The organism is Pseudomonas sp. MHK4 (assembly GCF_054600775.1).
In genome coordinates, this window is the sequence record NZ_BAAIAK010000025.1 from 1 (window position 1) to 17,004 (window position 17,004).

Here is a 17,004-nt window from a genome sequence, read left to right on the forward strand (position 1 = left end):
ATCGCCGGCAAGCCGGCTCCTACAGCGATCACCGCCAAACGCAAATCCCGGCAACGCCCAATAAACCTGTAGGAGCTGGCTTGCCAGCGATGAGGCCGGCACAGCCAATATCGCCCTCGCCTGACACTCCGCCATCGCCGGCAAGCCGGCTCCTACAGCGATCACCGCCAAACGCAAATCCCGGCAACGCCCAATAAACCTGTAGGAGCTGGCTTGCCAGCGAAAAGGCCGGCACAGCCAATATCGCCCTCGCCTGACACACCGCCATCGCCGGCAAGCCGGCTCCTACAAGGGGGGGTTAAAGCGTGGCGCGTCTGGCGGCCCACGGATGGGCCTGTTCCAGCTGGCTGGCCAGGCGCAGCAGCACGTCTTCGCCACCCAGGCGCGCGGTGAACATCATGCCCACCGGCAGGCCGTCGTCGCTCTGGCCCAGGGGTAGAGAGATGGCCGGCTGGCCGCTGACGTTGGCTATCACGGTGAAACCGGCACTGCCCATGGCCTGGTGGGCGTAGCTGTCCCAGGGCTGGTCAAGCGACAACAGACCCAGCTTCGGGGTCAGGCTGCCCGTGACCGGCGACAGAATCACGTCGTAGCGTTCGAAGTGCTGCTCCATCGTCGCGCCAATACTCTCGAACGCTTGACGCGCGCGGTACAGGTCTTCGCCGCTGGTGGCTTTCGAGCGTTCGAGGTTGACCAAGGTGATCTTCTCCAGATCCTGAACCGTGGCAGCCCGTCCGAGTACCTGCTCGCGGTCATGGATCTGCACACGCAATGCCATGCCGAGCGCAGTGCCATGGGCACCGAACAACTGGCGCGGATCGATGTCCAGCGTCAATTCGTCGAGTTGATGCCCAAGGGCCAACAGTTGCTTGATGGTCTGTTCCAGCGTGGCGGCAATCGCCGGGTCCAAAGGCGCGCCGGTCAGCGACTGGCGCACCACGGCCACGCGCAACTTGCCCGGATCACGTTGCAATTCTTCCACATAAGGCCGAATCAACGGTGGACACCAATAGGCACTGCCTGCCTCATGGCCCTGACCGGCATCGAGGAACAGCGCGGTATCGCGCACCGTGCGCGACACCACATTGGCTGCGCTGGCGCCAAACGAACCTTCGAAATGCAGTGGCCCGCTGGGGGTGCGATAGCGGGTCGGCTTGAGCCCGACTACGCCGCAGTACGAAGAGGGAATGCGGATCGAACCGCCGCCATCCGTGGCATGAGCCACGGGAACGATCCCCGCCGCCACTGCGGCGGCCGAGCCACCAGAAGAACCGCCGGCGCTCATGGCCAGGTTCCACGGGTTATGAGTCTGGCCCCAGGCCAGGGATTCGGTGGTGGTGGTCAAGCCAAACTCGGGGGATGCGGTCTTGCCGAACGGCACCGCACCGGCCTGCTCGTAGCGGGCAATCAGGGTGCTGGTGCGGGCAGCGGGCGGTGAATCCTTGAACATCCGGCTACCGTTACTGGTGATCGTACCTTGTAGCGTGGTGTTCAGGTCCTTGAACAGCAGCGGCACACCGGCCAGGGTGCCCTGGTTGTAGGTGCCGGCGGCGCGACGCTGGGCGAGCAAGGTCCGCGCGTAGGTTTCATGCAGCATGTTCACCGCATTGACCTTGGGGTTGACCTCGTTGTAGCGGGCCAGCGCCGCCGCCAACAGGTCTTCGGCGCTCAGTTCGCCACTGCGGATCGCCTGGCTCATGGCCCAGGCATCCATGGCCTGGTATTCGCTGGCCGACAGCCCCGTCGCGCGGGCGTCGGCAAAACGCCCCAGAAGCCCGACGCCGACCGCCACGGCACCGGCCTTGAGCACGCTGCGGCGCGGCCAGCCGGTGGTGGAGTTGAGTGGTGCGTTTTCGTGGTTATCCATGGTAGTGATCGCGCCCTGTTTGTGGGTTTTTAGAGTGTTCAGGTCTTACGCCCTGTGGGAGCGAGCCTGCTCGCGAAAGCGATGGATCAGTCAACATTGATGTTGATTGTGGTGACCTCATCGCGAGCAGGCTCGCTCCAACAGTGAATGCCGTGTCTTTTCAAGCAACATTAAAGCGTGCCGACAACTGATCCAGTGCCCGCGCCAGTTGCTCCAGGTCCGCGGCGGCCACCGCGCTGCGCCCGGCATTGGCCGACAGCGCACCGGTGCCGTTGGAAACGCTCTCGACCCTGGCGACCATTTCCCGGGTGACGCGCACCTGTTCAGTGATGACCGTGGCGATGGTGTCCACGCTGCGGATCACATCATCGGTGCCGCTGCGAATCTGCGCCACCGAATCACCCGCCTCATGGGCCAGGTTGACGCCGTCACGCACCCGGCTGACCACCCGCCCCATGCCGTCGACCACCGCCAGCGTGCCTTCCTGGATGCGCTGCACGGTGAGGTCGATTTCGCCAATCGAGCTGGCGGTGCGTTGGGCCAACAGGCGTACTTCGTCGGCGACCACGGCAAACCCGCGCCCCGCCTCCCCTGCCCGCGCGGCCTCGATGGCGGCGTTCAGCGCCAGCAGGTTAGTCTGCTCTGCGATGCTGCGAATCACCTTGAGCACGTGGCTGATTTCCCCGGAGAATCCTTCGAGCTGGCGAATGTGCACGGCAGTGTCGCTGATCACATCGTTGATGCGGTTCATCTCCTGGGCCATGTCGCGAATAAATTCCTCGCTCTTGCCCGAGCGCCGTGCCGAATGCTGGGTGATGTCGCGTGACACACCGACATGGTTTTCCACTTCGCTGATCGACCCCGACAGGTCCTCCACCGCCCGGGAAATCCCGCGCACCGCGTCCGCCTGTTGCTGGGTAGCCGTGGAAGCCGACTCCGCCGATTCGGCCATGTGCGCCGCTTCGCAACTGACCCGCTGCACCAGTTCGCGCATTTGTGAAATCAGCCCGTGCAGACCGTCACGCATCAGCGCAATGTCGCGCAGCATCAGCGCGAACTCGTCGCCGCCCTTGATCTCGATCGGCTGCACCAGATCGCCACTGGCGATGGCCCGCACGCAGGCACCGGCCTGGGCGAAGGCACGCTTGAGCCGACGCAGCGTGGAAAACGCGGTGAGGCTGCCCACCAGCCCGCCCACCACCGCCAGCGCCAGGTAAGCCAGCAACGTCGAACGATAGCGGTACTGCGCCGCCTCGTAGGCCTGCGCTGCGCGCAGCTTCTGCAAGGCCTGCAGCTTGCTCAGCTCGGCCACGGCGGCATTGCCCTGAGGCTCGGCCATGCGCAGAAAGGACAAAATGCCGGGCAGGCGAAAATCGCCGACGCGAAAGGACTCCAGAAGGATGCCCAACTCGTCCTGCCACGCCCGGTAATGCAGGTCGAACGCATCAGCCGCCTGCTGCTCTTCGCCGCTCAATGAACGTTGGCGATAGCTCGCCCAGATCTGCGCCAGTGCCACATTGTTACTCTCGATGGCACTCAGGGTGGCTTCCACCGGACGGTCGAACGCCGCCACCAGCGGGCCTTCCGGGTCTTGCTGGATCGCCAGCAAAACCTGGCGACGACTTTCACCGAGGCGATGTTCGATGTCGCCAAACATCAACAAGGTCGCCAGGTTGTCCTCGTTGATGGCCCGCAGGCTGTCACGTGCCTGCTGCAAGCCGTAGGCGCCGAACAGCACCGCCAGGCCAAACAATAGGGTGGCCAGCAGCGCCCAGAGCCACAGGCGCTGGGCGATGGTAATTGCCTTGAACATGATCAATGGCCTGTCTGATGCAGCGGATGGGGCGCAAGCACCCCAGGCTGGAATTAGTCGCGAGTGACCCCGGCCAGCATCGCCGCCAGATAGTGCTCGCCGTAAGGCGGCAACAGGCCCCATTCGCGGCGCGGGTCGTGGGCCGAGGCCTTGAACACCGTGCGCAGGTGACTAAATTCGAGAAAGCCTTCGCGGCCATGGTAATGGCCCATGCCCGAGGCACCGATGCCACCGAACGGCGCATCGTGCAGGGCCGCATGCATCATCACGTCGTTGAGGGTGACCCCGCCGGACAGGGTGTGCTCGAGCACGTGACGTTGCTCCTGTGCATCCTCGCCGAAGTAGTAAAGCGCCAGCGGACGTGGCCCTGCGTTGATTTGTGCGATGACTTGATCGAGGTTGTCATAGCCCAGCACGACCATGGCCGGGCCAAAGATTTCCTCGTGCATGATCAGGCTGTCCGGGGCCGGATCCACCACCACCCGCAGCGGACGACGACGGTCCTGGGCATCCACGGCCAAAGGTTCAGGCAGGCACTCGATGCGCGCACCGCGCGACTGCGCATCCTCGACCAGGCCCTCGACCCGCTCAAGGTGGCGCTGGTTGACCACTGCCACCACATCCGGGTTGCCGGCGACCGTCGGGTTGAGATCGCGATAAGCGCTGCGCAGCGCATCGAGGAAAGATTCAAGGCGGGCCTTGGGCACATGCACCAAGTCCGGGTTGATGCAGATCTGTCCGCCATTGGTGGCCTTGCCCGCCGCGATGCTGAAGGCGGCTTTGTTCAGGTCGGCACTGGACGAGACGATCACCGGCGATTTGCCGCCCAGCTCCAGGGTCACCGGCACCAGGTTTTTCGCGGCATTGCCCATCACCCTCCGGCCAATCGCCGTGCTGCCGGTGAACACCAGGTGATCAAAAGGCTGGCTGCTGAACGCCTCGCCCAACTCCGGGCCGCCATTGACCACCGCCACCACCAGCGGGTCGAGATTTTCGGCGCACAACTGCGCCACCAGTTCAGCGGTGCGCGGCACCACTTCCGAAGGTTTGAGGATGGCCCGGTTGCCCGCCGCCAGCGCCGAGGCCAGGGGGCTGAACAAGGTGTACAGCGGGGCATTCCAGGTGCCGAGGATGCCCACCGTCCCTTTGGGCTGGTGCATGACCCAGGCCCTGGCGCCGAGCTGGTCGTAGGGGGCAAACATCTCGCGCGGCTCATCCTGCATCCACCCTTGCAGATGGTCGCGGGCATATTTGAGCGAAGCCAGGGCGCCCAACACGTCATTCATCAGGGAAAAGCCGGCAGGCCGTCCGCCAAAGTCCTGGTCGATCGCCGCGGTCAATGCTTCATGGTTGTCGACCAACAGGTCGATCACTTGCTGCAGGCGCTGGCGACGGGTGTCGGCGCTGACACCGCCGGCGCCGGCAAAGGCCTCTTTCTGGCGTGCCAGCAGGCTGGAAAGGTCGCGGACCGAAGACGTGGCTGAACTCATTGTTATCCCCTTTGCAGGTTGGCTCGATGGCCGGTGAGCGCCCGATGCGCCTGGCGCCACCCTAGCCTCGCGCACGCCTGCGCCGCCTCGTCCAATCGGACGAGGCGGCGCATTAGCGTTAGTCCGTTGAGACGATGTTCAAGGCCTGCAAACATCCAATACTGGCCATACGAAAACCTCCACCCCATGAGGCCAGTCATGGCAACGCAAAATATCAGCTTCGATCCCCAGGCATTCCGCGCCGCGCTCGGCACGTTCACCACCGGGGTCACGATCATCACCACCCAGACCGAAGACGGCTCGCCCGTGGGCATCACCGCCAACAGCTTCAACTCGGTGTCGCTCAACCCACCGCTGGTGCTCTGGAGCCTGTCCAAGCAAGCGCGCAGCTTGCCGATCTTCAGCAGCGGCAAGCACTGGAACGTGCACGTGCTGTCCACGGAGCAGGAGACCCTGTCGGGACGTTTCGCCACCCAGGGCGAGGACAAGTTCGCCGAGATCGAACTGGACAATGGCATCAGCGAGGCACCGTTGCTGCAGGATTGCACGGCGCGCTTCCAGTGCCGCACCGCGTTCCAGTACGAAGGCGGCGACCATGTGATTTTCGTCGGCGAAGTCCTCGCCTTCGATCACAGCGATCGCGCGCCGCTGGCGTTCCAGAGCGGCCAATATGCCCTGGCCACGCGCAAGCCCCGCAGCGAGCTGCGCCTGGCGACCACGCCGCCACCGCCGGAGTGCAGCTACACCGAAGACCTGCTCGGCTACCTGCTGGGGCGCGGCCATTACCAGGCACTCAATGCCCTGCGCCAACTGCTGAACAGTCAGCAGCTGGATGAACAGACGTTCTTCGTTTTGTCGATCCTGTGTATTCGCGACAACATGACGCTTGAGGAAATCAACACCTTCGTCACCTACACCGGCCGCGAAGTGACGCTGGCCAGCATGCGTTTTCTCGAACGCCAGCGCCTGGTGGCCTTCGAGGGTCCGGCGCAAGGGCCACGTTTTGTCCTCACCGCCCAAGGCCGCGAAGTGTCCCTGCATCAGCTGGCGCTGGCCAAGGCTGTCGAAGAAGACCTGTCGGCCAAGCTCGGCGCTGCCGATGCCCAGGCCTTGAAGGTCTTGCTCAAGCGCCTGATTCACGTGAGCGACCCGGGCCTGCCTGATCTGTGGGCGCCGCGATGACCGCTCGCGCGGGTACGCTGCCGGCCGCCACGGTCGGCTGGGGCAGCCATGGCCTGCTGTTGCTGCTGGCCATGGTGTTTGCCGACAACTTTGTCGGGCGCCAGATACTCGCGGTCATGGTCGAACCGATCAAGGCCGAATTCGGCGTCAGTGACACCGCCATCGGCTTGATCTCCGGGCTGGCGTTCGCGGCCGTCTATGCACTCATGGGCCTGCCAGCCGGACGACTGGTGGACCGCATGCCGCGTATCCGCCTGCTGGCGATGTCTTGCCTGCTCTGGGCCGTGGCCACCATGGCATGTGGGCTGGCGGGGAGTTTCCTGGCGCTGGCCATTGCACGAATGCTGGTGGCCATCAGCGAGTCGCCGACCACTTCGGCCTCGCTGTCGTTGATCGCCGACCTGTATCCGGCCAATCGACGCTCATTCGCCATCAGCTGTTTCACCGCAGCGCCGACCTTTTCCTCGATCATCGGCTTGAGTATCGGCGCCTGGGTGGTCGAGCACTATGGCTGGCGCACTGCATTCATTGCGCTGGGCATGCCGGCCCTGATGTTCTGCACGATCCTGGCCTTTGTCGTGCGCGAGCCGCAGCGTGGCCGCTGGGACCTCACGCCACACACCCACACACCGCCCGCACTGCTGGGCATGGGCGCCGAAGCCCGCAAGCTGTGGGCATTGCCGGCCTACCGCTGCCTGATCCTCGCGGGCGGCCTGACCACGCTCAGCGCCTATGCCATTGCCATGTGGAACACCAGTTTCCTGGTGCGCTCCCACGGCCTGTCACTGCAACACGCCGGCTTGCTGGCGGGGGTGATCTGCGGGACCTCGGCCGGGATCGGGGGGCTGTTCAGCGGCTGGTTGAGTGACCGCCTGTGCCGTCGCAATCCCCACTGGCAGGTGTCCATTCCCGTAGTGGGCCACCTGGCGGCCACCTGTGCGCTGGTCCCCTACCTGCTGTGGTCCGACTCCGTGCAGGTGCAATTGGGCAATGTGCCGATTCCAGACGCCATGCTCTGGTGCGCGCTCTATTCCTTCTTTGCCGTGTGGTGGGTCGCGCCGTCCTACAACCTCGTCACGCAACTGGTGCCCGCGGGTAGACGCGGTACCGCCATGGCGCTGCAAACCATCGTCAGCACGCTGCTCGGGATTGGCGTCGGGCCCTTGTTGACCGGCTTGTGCAGCGACATGTTGCTACCGCTGTTTGGCCAGGAGTCATTGCGCTATGCCTTGCTGCTGGTGAATCTGCCGGTGATTTGCGCGGTGCTGCTGCTCATGCGCACGGCACACCATGCTCGCGCAACAGGCTATCGCCACGCGGGATAATTTTTCCAGTCGACGGACACCCATGCCAACCAACAGCGCATCTGCCAATCCAGTACACAGCGCCCGCGATCGACTGCTCGACGCGGCACTCGAACTCTTCGCCACCCACGGCTACCAGGCCATCGGCTTGCGCGACCTGGCGAGCTACCTGGGGCTGCATGCCGGGTCGCTCTACCACCACATCGAAAACAAGCAGGCGCTGTTGTTCGAGCTCATCGAGTCGGCCTTATCGGACTTGCTGCTGGACACGCTGCGGCGAATGAAAGGCGCACGCAACCCGCGCGCACGTCTTCGGCTGTTCATCCAGGCCTTCATCGCCTTCAACTTCAATGAAAAATACAGACTGACCCTGGTCACCCGTGAGTTCACCAATCTGAACGAAGAACAGAAGCAGCAGGTTATCCAGCTGAAAAACCGCTACGCCGCACTTTTAGACGCCATCATCGCTGACAGGGATGGCGACAAAGGCAGGCCCAGTGGCGACATCGGCCCTACCACCAGTGCGGTCATTGCCATGCTGTTCGGCCAGTCACAGTGGTACAGCGTCGAGGCAAGCGAATCACAGCTGACAGAAACACTGACAGACGTAGTGACGTGCATTATCGCCAACAACCAGAAGAACAAAGCACCTGCGACGCGGCCAATTGCGCGGGGCGCTGTCAATTTTCCCCACCCACCGCCTGATTCGCTTTATCCTTGACGCAAACCGATGACAAGCCTGTAGAGGGCTATTGACTGTTCCCCCATGCGCAAACTTTTGTACCTGACGTTCTCCATGGCGCTGATCGCCGCCCTTACGACCTACGCAATGTGGGCCGCGGATCGCCCGACGGGGCTGTACCTCTCCGATCTGCGGATCGATGTCGCCGTCGACCAGGGCACACCCGCTGACCGCGGCAATCTGCTGGGCATCCAGCCCGAGCTGTTTCCCACCGACTACCAAAGCCCCGAACGCTTGCACCGCAAACTCGCCGCCTACTTGCAGAAGGCCCGGGACCAGGGGCTGTTGAATGAAAAAACCATCGTCGTATTGCCCGAACATGTGGGCACCTGGCTGATGGTCAGCGGCGAAAAGGACGAGTTGTACCAGGCCGGCACGTTCAAGGAAGCCATGAACTGGCTGGCCGTGAGCAACCCGCTGAAGTTCGTCCGCGCGCTGATTGGCGCCGAGGGCGAGAGCCGTATCGACGACGCGCACCTGCGCATGAAAGCCAAAGGCATGGCCAGGGATTACCAGGCGTTGTTCGGCGGGCTGGCCAAAGAATTTGACGTCACCCTGGTGGCGGGCTCCATCGTGTTGCCCGAACCCAGCGTCATCGACGGCACGCTGAAAATCGGCCGTGGCGCGTTGTTCAACAGCAGCGTGGTGTTCGGCCGCGATGGCCTGCCCATCGGCCAGCCCCAGCGCCAGATGTATCCGGTGTTCGAACAGCAGGAGGCGATCAAGGGCAACGGCGAACACACGCTCAATGTCGTCGACACCCCGGCCGGGCGCCTGGGCGTACTGATCGGCAGCGACAGCTGGTACCCGGACAACTACCGCAAACTCGACACCCAGCAGGTACAGCTGGTCGCGGTCCCGGCGTTCATTACCGGCCGCGGTACCTGGGACCAGCCGTGGCGTGGCTACAAGGACTCATCGACTCCCGGCTCCGTCAGCCTCAAGGCCGGGGAAGTCAGTGAAGGCCAGGCCTGGCAGCGCCTGAACCTGAGCACGCAAGCACCCGCCAGCCAGGCCATCGCTGGCATCAACGTATTCCTGCGTGGACAGTTTTGGGATCAGGGCAGCGCCGGTCAGAGTTTTCTCAGCAGCAACGGCCGGCATTTCGCCGATGGCAAGGCCCGCGGTGCGCGCTTGCTGAACCTTTGGCTGTAGGCCATGAAACCCACCCCCATGCGCCTGGGTGATCTGTCGGTGGGTTTTGTTCACAGCCTGGCCGACGCCGTGCGCAGCCACGGGGCAGACCCGCAGCCACTGCTCGAGCAATATGGCCTGGATGCAGCCCGGTTGAGTGAAGCCGGCGCCCGTCTTTCGATCCCGCGCTACATGCGCCTGGGCCACGCGGCCATCCAGTTGACTGGCAACCCGGCGCTCGGCTTGCAGATGGGTCTGCTCAGCCGCCTGAGCCAGGCCGGTCTTGCCGGCGTCACCGCCGCCCAGGCGCCGACGGTGCGCGAGGCGGCGCGCTGCCTGATTCGATTCGAAGCCTTGTATGGTTCCAACTATCGCGGTCAATCGAGCTTCCATGAGGACGCTCAGGGTGCCTGGCTGCGCTTCTACTCCATCAGCCCCTACAACAGCTACAACCGTTTCGTGGTGGACTCGATCATCGGCGGGTGGTTGCGGCAATTGTCCAGCATCAGCCCTGCCCCGCTGCGCGCCGAACGCATCGACATCGAATTCGAAGATCCCGGTTACCGCGCGGCCTACGAGGTGCTGGGCGACTGCCCGATCCAGTTCGGCGCCGAACACAATCAACTGCGTCTGAGCCTGGCCAGCCTTGCCCGGCGCAATCCCGAGCATTGCCCGAGCACCTGGCGGCATCTGCTGCAACTGTGTGAGCGGGAACTGGAGCAACTGACACGCACCCGCAGCCTGGGTGAACGCATCACTCAGTTGCTGGGGCCATTGCTCAATGGTGGCCGGGAACCCGACCTGGAAGAAGTGGCGGCACGCCTCAAGCTGCCGGTCTGGACCTTGCGCCGCAAGCTCGCCGAAGAAGGCACGCAATTTCGTGCGATCCTCAACGACACCCGTCGCGACCTGGCCATGACCTACATTCGCGATACCGAACTGGCGTTCGGCGAAATCGCCTACCTGCTGGGCTTTGGCTCAGCCGAAGCCTTTCAACGGGCCTTCAAGCGCTGGACCGATCAGACACCCGGCGAGTTTCGTCGCAGTCGTAGGGAAACAGCCAACAGCAGCAAGCTTTAAGCTGAAAGCTAAAGCTCGGTCGCGTCCTCGGCGGGTTCCACTGGGTCCAGTTCAAACGCCTGATACTCGAGCAGTTCTTCTTGATAATCGTCCATTTTCGAATCCCCCACAGCTCTAAAAAAAACGTCTGAATAAATGACCAGCGCCTTGAGCCTAAAGTGCCCGCGTGAAAGAAAAATGACGCGGACACGACAGTTCGTCGCTACTAGATAAAACGTAGCAGGCAGAAGGGAATTTATCACAGGATTTTTTCGCTGCAGGCCGCAGGACGACGGTCTGTTTGACGCGGGTCAATCTTTGCCGCGGTAACGGGGCCGACGCGATGCCGCCGGGCCCCGTGATGCCATCACTGACCAGTGATGGGCATGGCCTGGATCGGTTCGGAAGGTGGCACCATGTCGCTCGGGTTGGCCGGGGGCGTGATGGATTCCGTGGAAGGCGCTGGTTCAGTGCTTGGGGTTGAGGAAATCGGTGCGGCCTCAGGCGGCGGCGCGACCGGCTCGGAAGCGGCTGGAGCGACTTCGGCGGCCTTGGCAGCCTCTGGCGCCTGGGCAGGCTGTGCCGCGGACTCAGGGGCCAACGGTGCCGGGGCTGGTGCCGGCTTGGGCTCGGGCACGCCCAGGTCGGTTTTCGGCTTGTCGGGGATGTGCGCCGCTGCTTTCACTTCCTTGGGCAGGAACAGCTCGACCAGGGCGAAGAAACGCTCGTAGAACTTCGCCGAGGTGACGGTTTCGCTCGCGACCTTGACCATCGAGTCGTCCGACGAGCCGATCGGCATCGATACCGAGCCCAGCACGCCAACACCGAGGCTGGCCGAGTTGTTGGTTTTCTTCAGCGCGTACTTGTCCTGCAGGGCGTTGGCGAACACGGTGGCATGGTGCTCCGTCGTGCCGTCTTCGGTGCAGACCACGCTGAAACTGATTTCCATGTGGTTTTCGCCGGTCTGCTGGAAGCTCTTGTGCCCACTGACCAGCTTCGGATCACTGCTGGTAATGATATAGCCCTGGCTCAGCAAGGCGCGACGCGCCGCTTCACAGGAGGCTGAATCGGTCACCGGATAGTTGCGGGAAAAGGTTCCGGAATCATCGAAGTTCTCATGCTCGTAGATGGCGGCTTTCTTCGACGAACAACCGGCAGCAGCAGCCAGCACCAAGGCCAGCCCGACAACCCGCATGGGAATTGATTTAAACATTGAACATCCTGAGAGAAACGGTTCGGGGCGTATTGTGCAACAGATCGATGCTTAGCGGCGTACCGATTGTGTCTTAAAACAGTTACAGGGGTGTTGACCCGATGGTCGGGAGAAAATTGCCCCGCATCGTGCAATTGAGCCAAAAAAAAAACCCCGGCCTGACGGCCGGGGTCTTCATTTCACGCCAAAATCGCAAACCTGGATCAGAAACGCTTGATCTCGGCCTGGCTTTCCAGCTGCTTGCGGTAAGCCGCGAAGTCTTGCTGGCCAACACGCGAAGCGAGGAAGCGACGGTATTGAGCCTTCTCTTCTTCGGTCGGCGTTGCGGCCTCGTTCACACCGTTCAGACGCACGATCATCAGGCTGCCATCAGGCAAGGTGACGCTGCTGAAAGTCGGTTTGTCCTTGGCGGCAGGCTTTGGCATGCGGAACAGCGCCTGCAGCACAGTCGGGTCCACGCCTTCCTGAGCGCGGGTCGCGGCTTCGGTGACCTTCCAGTTCTGACCGTCGATCGGCTTGTCCAGAGGGGTCTTGCCATCGCGCAGGCTGGCAATCAGTTCATCGGCCTTGGTCTTGGCGGCAGCACTGGCGTGCTCCTTGGCCAATTGCATGCGGATCGGACCCTCGACCTTTTCCAGTGGCAGTTGCGCAGGCTTGAGGTGTTCCTTGGCACGCAACACGATCACGGTGTCGGGGTCGAGCTCGATGGCGGTGCTGTTGGCACTCTCATCCAGCACTTCCGGGCTGAACGCTGCGGTGATCACGGCACGGTTGGCCGCAATGCCTTCGCCCCCTTCACGGCCGAATGGCGCGGAAGTATGCACGGTCAGCTTCAAGTCTTGCGCAGGCTGGACCAGATCGGACGCTTCGAACGCGGCGTCTTCCAGTTGCTTGGTCGCTTCGACGAAACGCTGCTCGACCTGTTGGGCCTTCAATTCGCGGGTCAGCTTGTCTTTCAGGCTGGCCAACGTCGGCACTTCAGGCGCTTCCACGCCCAACAGCTTGATCAGGTGGAAACCGAAGTCGGTGCGAACCGGTTCGGAAACCTGATCCTGGGCCAACGAATACAAGGCTTTCTCGAACGCCGGGTCATAGACGCCAGGACCTGCGTAGCCCAGGTCGCCGCCGTTGTTGGCCGAACCCGGGTCCTGGGAGAATTCCTTGGCCAGGGCGTCGAACTTCTCACCCTTGTTCAGGCGGGCCTGGATCTCTTCGATCTTGGCCTTGGCCTGTGCTTCGGTGGTCTTGTCGTTCACTTCGATCAGGATGTGCGCAGCCCGGCGTTGTTCGGCCAGGTTCGCAGTTTCTTTCTGATACGCCGCTTGCAGGTCCTCGTCCTTGACGCTGACCTGGTCAAAGAAGGAAGCCTTCTTCAACTCCAGGTAATCGATGACCACCTGATCTGGTGTCATGAATTCCTTGGCGTGCTCGTCGTAATAGGCCTTGACCTCTTCGTCGGTCAGCTTCACGGCTGACGGGTCAACCTTGATGTTCAGGGAAGCGAAATCGCGGGTCTGTTTTTCCAGACGGGCGAAGGCCAGGACCTGGGCATCGGTGACAAAACCGCTACCCGCCAAACCGGCGCGCAGTTGTCCGATCAGCATTTCCTGAGCCAGCATCTGGCGGAACTGCATACGGCTGTAGCCGAGTTGACGAATCACCTGGTCGAAACGCTCAGGGCTGAACTTGCCATCCACCTGGAATTCAGGTGTTTGCAGGATGACCTGGTCCAGCGCCGCTTCGGAGAAAGCGAATTTGGAGTTTTCTGCGCCTTGCAGCAGCAGTTTGCGGTCGATCAGGCCCTTGAGGGCCGATTCGCGCAGCATTTTTTCGTCGAGCAAGGAGGCGTCGAAATCCTTGCCCAGCTGTTGCATGAGTTGACGGCGTTGCATATCGACCGCCTGGCTCAGCTCGTTCTGGCTGATTTCGTCACCATTGACCTTCGCCGCCTCGTTTTTGTGCGTCGTGGCCTGGAAGATGGCGTCGAAACCGGTCAAAGCCATCAGTGCAACGATGACCCCGATAATGGTCTTGGCAATCCAGCCTTGTGAATTGTCCCTGATATTCTGCAGCATGCGTCCCCCAAAAACGGTTGAACTTCAAAATTAGGCAACCGTGGAGCGTGGGTAGAATCCGGATAGAAGAAAGGCGCATCCGAGGATGCGCCTTCTCGTAACTGGCGGAGCGGACCGATGGCTCGACTTAACAAGCCTCGGCGTCTCGGACCGGCGAACTGCCGACTGGACTACCGCTCCGCTGCCAGGTCAGGCATGACCCCGACCCGGATAGGCAAAAACCTGAATGGAACTTAGTTGACAGCTTCTTTCAGTGCTTTACCGGCTTTGAAACCTGGTTTTTTGGCAGCTGCGATTTCCAGCGTCTTACCGGTCTGTGGGTTACGACCAATGCGAGCTGGACGATCAGTTACGGAGAAGGTACCGAAACCAACCAGAACCACGGAGTCGCCAGCCTTGAGAGCGCCAGTGACGGATTCGATTACAGCGTCCAGCGCACGGCCAGCAGCAGCTTTCGGGATATCAGCGGATGCAGCGATAGCATCAATCAGTTCCGACTTGTTCACTCTAAGTCCCCTTATATCTATTTGAGTATGATTCTAAGTTTTTTTGGTGAAAGCAAAAACGAGTGCTGAATGGCCTACAGACACTTAAGAGCCGCTTTATAACAAGGGCTCTAAAAAACTGTCAAGGAAGCCCCCCAGGCAAATACGTACTAATGCGTGCTAATTCTTTCCTTAGAATCTGCGTCACGTTTCTCATCCTTCGCGACTATCTCCGGAGCCACATCCGGTAAGGGCTCCGGGGCGTATTGCAGCGCAATTTGCAGGACCTCGTCAATCCATTTAACTGGTTTAATCTGAAGATCTTGCTTGATATTGTCCGGAATTTCCTTCAAATCGCGAACATTCTCTTCAGGAATGATCACGGTCTTGATTCCGCCACGATGCGCGGCCAGCAGTTTTTCCTTCAGGCCACCAATCGCCAATACCTGGCCACGCAGGGTAATTTCACCCGTCATGGCGACATCCGCGCGTACCGGGATGCCGGTCAATGCCGACACCAATGCCGTGCACATGCCCACGCCAGCGCTCGGGCCGTCTTTCGGGGTCGCCCCTTCCGGCATGTGGATGTGCGTGTCGCGCTTCTCGTGGAAGTCCAGGGGAATGCCCAGGCTCTTGGCACGGCTGCGCACGACGGTCAGGGCTGCGGTGATCGATTCGACCATCACGTCACCCAGGGAACCGGTCTTGATCAGTTGGCCTTTACCCGGAACGACGGCGGCTTCGATGGTCAGTAATTCACCGCCCACCTGAGTCCATGCCAGGCCGGTGACCTGGCCGATCTGGTCCTGCTGCTCTGCCAGGCCGTAGCGGAATTTACGCACGCCCAGGAAGTGTTCCAGATCGTCCGCTGTGACCTTCACAGAGAAGCGTTTTTCCAGCGCATGCTCTTTGACCGCCTTGCGGCAAACCTTGGCAATCTGGCGCTCCAGGCCCCGTACACCGGCTTCACGGGTGTAGTAGCGGATGATGTCGCGGATCGCTTCGGCGTCGAATTCCAGCTCGCCTTTCTTCAGGCCGTTGGCCGTGATCTGCTTCGGCGAGAGGTATTTGACGGCGATGTTGATCTTCTCGTCTTCGGTGTAACCCGGCAGACGAATCACTTCCATCCGGTCCAGCAGCGCCGGTGGAATGTTCATGGAGTTGGAGGTGCACAGGAACATCACATCGGACAGGTCGTAATCGACTTCCAGATAGTGATCGTTGAAGTTATGGTTCTGCTCCGGATCGAGCACTTCCAGCAACGCCGAGGCCGGATCGCCACGCATGTCGCTGCCCATCTTGTCGATTTCATCGAGCAGGAACAGCGGGTTGCGCACACCCACTTTTGTCATCTTTTGAATCAATCTTCCTGGCATCGAACCGATGTAAGTACGGCGATGACCACGAATTTCCGCTTCATCGCGCACGCCACCGAGGGCCATGCGCACGAATTTACGGTTGGTGGCGTGGGCAATGGATTCCGCCAGCGAGGTTTTACCCACCCCAGGAGGACCTACCAGGCACAATACCGGACCACGAATCTTCTTCACGCGCTTCTGCACGGCGAGGTATTCGAGAATGCGTTCCTTGACCTCTTCGAGGCCGTAGTGATCCGCGTCGAGAATGTCTTCGGCGCGAGCCAGATCAAGGCGCACCTTGCTCTGGGCCTTCCACGGCACCTGGACCAGCCAGTCGATGTAGGAACGGACCACAGTCGCTTCGGCGGACATCGGCGACATCTGCTTGAGCTTGTTCAGCTCGGCCGTCGCCTTGGCCAGCGCGTCTTTCGGCAAGCCGGCGGCATCGATGCGCTTTTTCAGCTCTTCGACTTCGTTATGCCCTTCGTCGCTGTCACCGAGTTCTTTCTGAATGGCCTTCATCTGCTCATTCAGGTAGTACTCGCGCTGACTGCGCTCCATTTGCTTTTTGACACGACCGCGTATGCGTTTCTCGACCTGCAGCAGGTCGATCTCGGCATCCAGCAAGGCCAGCACGTGCTCGACACGGGCCGACAGGTCGATGATTTCGAGAATTTCCTGCTTCTGCTCGATTTTCAGCGCCATGTGCGCGGCCATGGTGTCGACCAGGCGGCCTGGCTCATCGATGCTGTTGAGCGACGACAGGACCTCAGCCGGGACTTTCTTGCCCAGCTGCACATATTGTTCGAACTGCGACAGCAGGCTGCGCACGAACACTTCCGACTCGCGCTCAGGCGCATCGACTTCGTCGATCAACGACACTTCGGCGCGGCAATGGCCGTCCACTTCGCTGAAGCGCTCCACGGCGCCGCGCTGTTCGCCTTCGACCAGAACCTTGACTGTGCCGTCAGGCAGCTTGAGCAGCTGCAGAACGGTCGCAATCGTACCTACGCGATAAAGTGCGTCTTCACCGGGATCGTCGTCAGCAGGGTTTCTCTGGGCCAGCAGGAGGATCTGCTTGTCGCCCGTCATCGCGGCCTCGAGGGCTTCGATGGATTTCTCGCGCCCCACGAACAGCGGGATAACCATGTGCGGATAAACCACGACATCACGCAATGGCAGGAGAGGCAATTCGATGGTTGTCTTCATGATTTCGCCTCTACGGCGGCCCTAGGGCCGGAAACAGATGGATGTAAGCTTGAAACCAAGATGGGGGCTGCCT

At 61.6% G+C, this 17,004-nt stretch carries 12 protein-coding genes; 5 read left to right on the forward strand and 7 right to left on the reverse strand.

The features are described 5' to 3' along the window. Window positions 1-298: 298 nt before the first annotated feature. From ACYP2Q_RS30510 to ACYP2Q_RS30520, 3 genes are all read right to left on the reverse strand, one after another. The gene (locus ACYP2Q_RS30510; protein WP_459733895.1) at window positions 299-1,867 is read right to left on the reverse strand and encodes an amidase; all 1,569 of its coding nucleotides are present in this window, start codon (window positions 1,865-1,867) and stop codon (window positions 299-301) included. A 160-nt stretch (window positions 1,868-2,027) separates the two neighbouring features. Next, window positions 2,028-3,680 carry a methyl-accepting chemotaxis protein gene (locus ACYP2Q_RS30515; protein ID WP_459733896.1) on the reverse strand — a complete coding sequence of 551 codons (1,653 nt, stop codon included), beginning with the start codon at window positions 3,678-3,680 and terminating at the stop codon, window positions 2,028-2,030. A gap of 53 nt (window positions 3,681-3,733) precedes the next feature. Further along, window positions 3,734-5,230: a coniferyl aldehyde dehydrogenase gene (locus ACYP2Q_RS30520; protein ID WP_459733935.1), complete on the reverse strand. Its 1,497-nt coding sequence runs from the start codon at window positions 5,228-5,230 to the stop codon at window positions 3,734-3,736. Between the two features lie 138 nt (window positions 5,231-5,368). Between ACYP2Q_RS30520 and ACYP2Q_RS30525 the strand changes: the two genes are divergently transcribed. From ACYP2Q_RS30525 to ACYP2Q_RS30545, 5 genes are read left to right on the forward strand one after another with little or no spacing between them, the layout of a single operon-like run. Continuing rightward, entirely contained in the window at window positions 5,369-6,352 is a 984-nt protein-coding gene (locus ACYP2Q_RS30525; RefSeq protein WP_459733897.1) for a flavin reductase, read from the forward strand. Further along, entirely contained in the window at window positions 6,349-7,677 is a 1,329-nt protein-coding gene (locus ACYP2Q_RS30530; RefSeq protein WP_459733898.1) for a spinster family MFS transporter, read from the forward strand. The genes ACYP2Q_RS30525 and ACYP2Q_RS30530 overlap by 4 nt, the downstream gene beginning before the upstream one ends. A 22-nt stretch (window positions 7,678-7,699) precedes the next feature. Next, a complete protein-coding gene (locus ACYP2Q_RS30535) occupies window positions 7,700-8,377 on the forward strand; it encodes a TetR/AcrR family transcriptional regulator (protein WP_459733899.1) in 678 nt (225 codons plus the stop codon). 45 nt (window positions 8,378-8,422) lie between these two features. Beyond that, the gene (locus ACYP2Q_RS30540; protein WP_459733900.1) at window positions 8,423-9,553 is read left to right on the forward strand and encodes a carbon-nitrogen hydrolase family protein; all 1,131 of its coding nucleotides are present in this window, start codon (window positions 8,423-8,425) and stop codon (window positions 9,551-9,553) included. Window positions 9,554-9,556: 3 nt separating this feature from the next. After that, entirely contained in the window at window positions 9,557-10,612 is a 1,056-nt protein-coding gene (locus ACYP2Q_RS30545) for an AraC family transcriptional regulator (RefSeq protein ID WP_459733901.1), read from the forward strand. 346 nt (window positions 10,613-10,958) lie between these two features. Here ACYP2Q_RS30545 and ACYP2Q_RS30550 read toward each other — a convergent pair whose 3' ends face one another. The 4 genes from ACYP2Q_RS30550 to lon form a co-directional block, all read right to left on the reverse strand. After that, a complete protein-coding gene (locus ACYP2Q_RS30550) occupies window positions 10,959-11,804 on the reverse strand; it encodes a DUF2242 domain-containing protein (RefSeq protein WP_459733902.1) in 846 nt (281 codons plus the stop codon). A 203-nt stretch (window positions 11,805-12,007) separates the two neighbouring features. Further along, entirely contained in the window at window positions 12,008-13,879 is a 1,872-nt protein-coding gene (locus tag ACYP2Q_RS30555; protein WP_459733903.1) for a SurA N-terminal domain-containing protein, read from the reverse strand. A gap of 233 nt (window positions 13,880-14,112) precedes the next feature. Beyond that, window positions 14,113-14,385 (reverse strand): HU family DNA-binding protein, encoded by a 273-nt coding sequence (locus tag ACYP2Q_RS30560; RefSeq protein ID WP_002552737.1) that lies wholly within the window; start codon window positions 14,383-14,385, stop codon window positions 14,113-14,115. 149 nt (window positions 14,386-14,534) lie between these two features. Continuing rightward, window positions 14,535-16,931: an endopeptidase La gene (gene lon, locus ACYP2Q_RS30565; RefSeq protein ID WP_046817997.1), complete on the reverse strand. Its 2,397-nt coding sequence runs from the start codon at window positions 16,929-16,931 to the stop codon at window positions 14,535-14,537. Between the last annotated feature and the right edge of the window lie 73 nt (window positions 16,932-17,004).

Bases quoted from the DNA above. Each gene is read 5' to 3' on its own strand.
- lon (WP_046817997.1), bottom strand. From the start codon at position 16,931: ATGAAGACAACCATCGAATTGCCTCTCCTGCCATTGCGTGATGTCGTG.
- ACYP2Q_RS30535 (WP_459733899.1), top strand. From the start codon at position 7,700: ATGCCAACCAACAGCGCATCTGCCAATCCAGTACACAGCGCCCGCGAT.
- ACYP2Q_RS30530 (WP_459733898.1), top strand. From the start codon at position 6,349: ATGACCGCTCGCGCGGGTACGCTGCCGGCCGCCACGGTCGGCTGGGGC.
- ACYP2Q_RS30555 (WP_459733903.1), bottom strand. From the start codon at position 13,879: ATGCTGCAGAATATCAGGGACAATTCACAAGGCTGGATTGCCAAGACC.
- ACYP2Q_RS30550 (WP_459733902.1), bottom strand. From the start codon at position 11,804: ATGTTTAAATCAATTCCCATGCGGGTTGTCGGGCTGGCCTTGGTGCTG.
- ACYP2Q_RS30545 (WP_459733901.1), top strand. From the start codon at position 9,557: ATGAAACCCACCCCCATGCGCCTGGGTGATCTGTCGGTGGGTTTTGTT.
- ACYP2Q_RS30540 (WP_459733900.1), top strand. From the start codon at position 8,423: ATGCGCAAACTTTTGTACCTGACGTTCTCCATGGCGCTGATCGCCGCC.
- ACYP2Q_RS30515 (WP_459733896.1), bottom strand. From the start codon at position 3,680: ATGTTCAAGGCAATTACCATCGCCCAGCGCCTGTGGCTCTGGGCGCTG.
- ACYP2Q_RS30525 (WP_459733897.1), top strand. From the start codon at position 5,369: ATGGCAACGCAAAATATCAGCTTCGATCCCCAGGCATTCCGCGCCGCG.
- ACYP2Q_RS30510 (WP_459733895.1), bottom strand. From the start codon at position 1,867: ATGGATAACCACGAAAACGCACCACTCAACTCCACCACCGGCTGGCCG.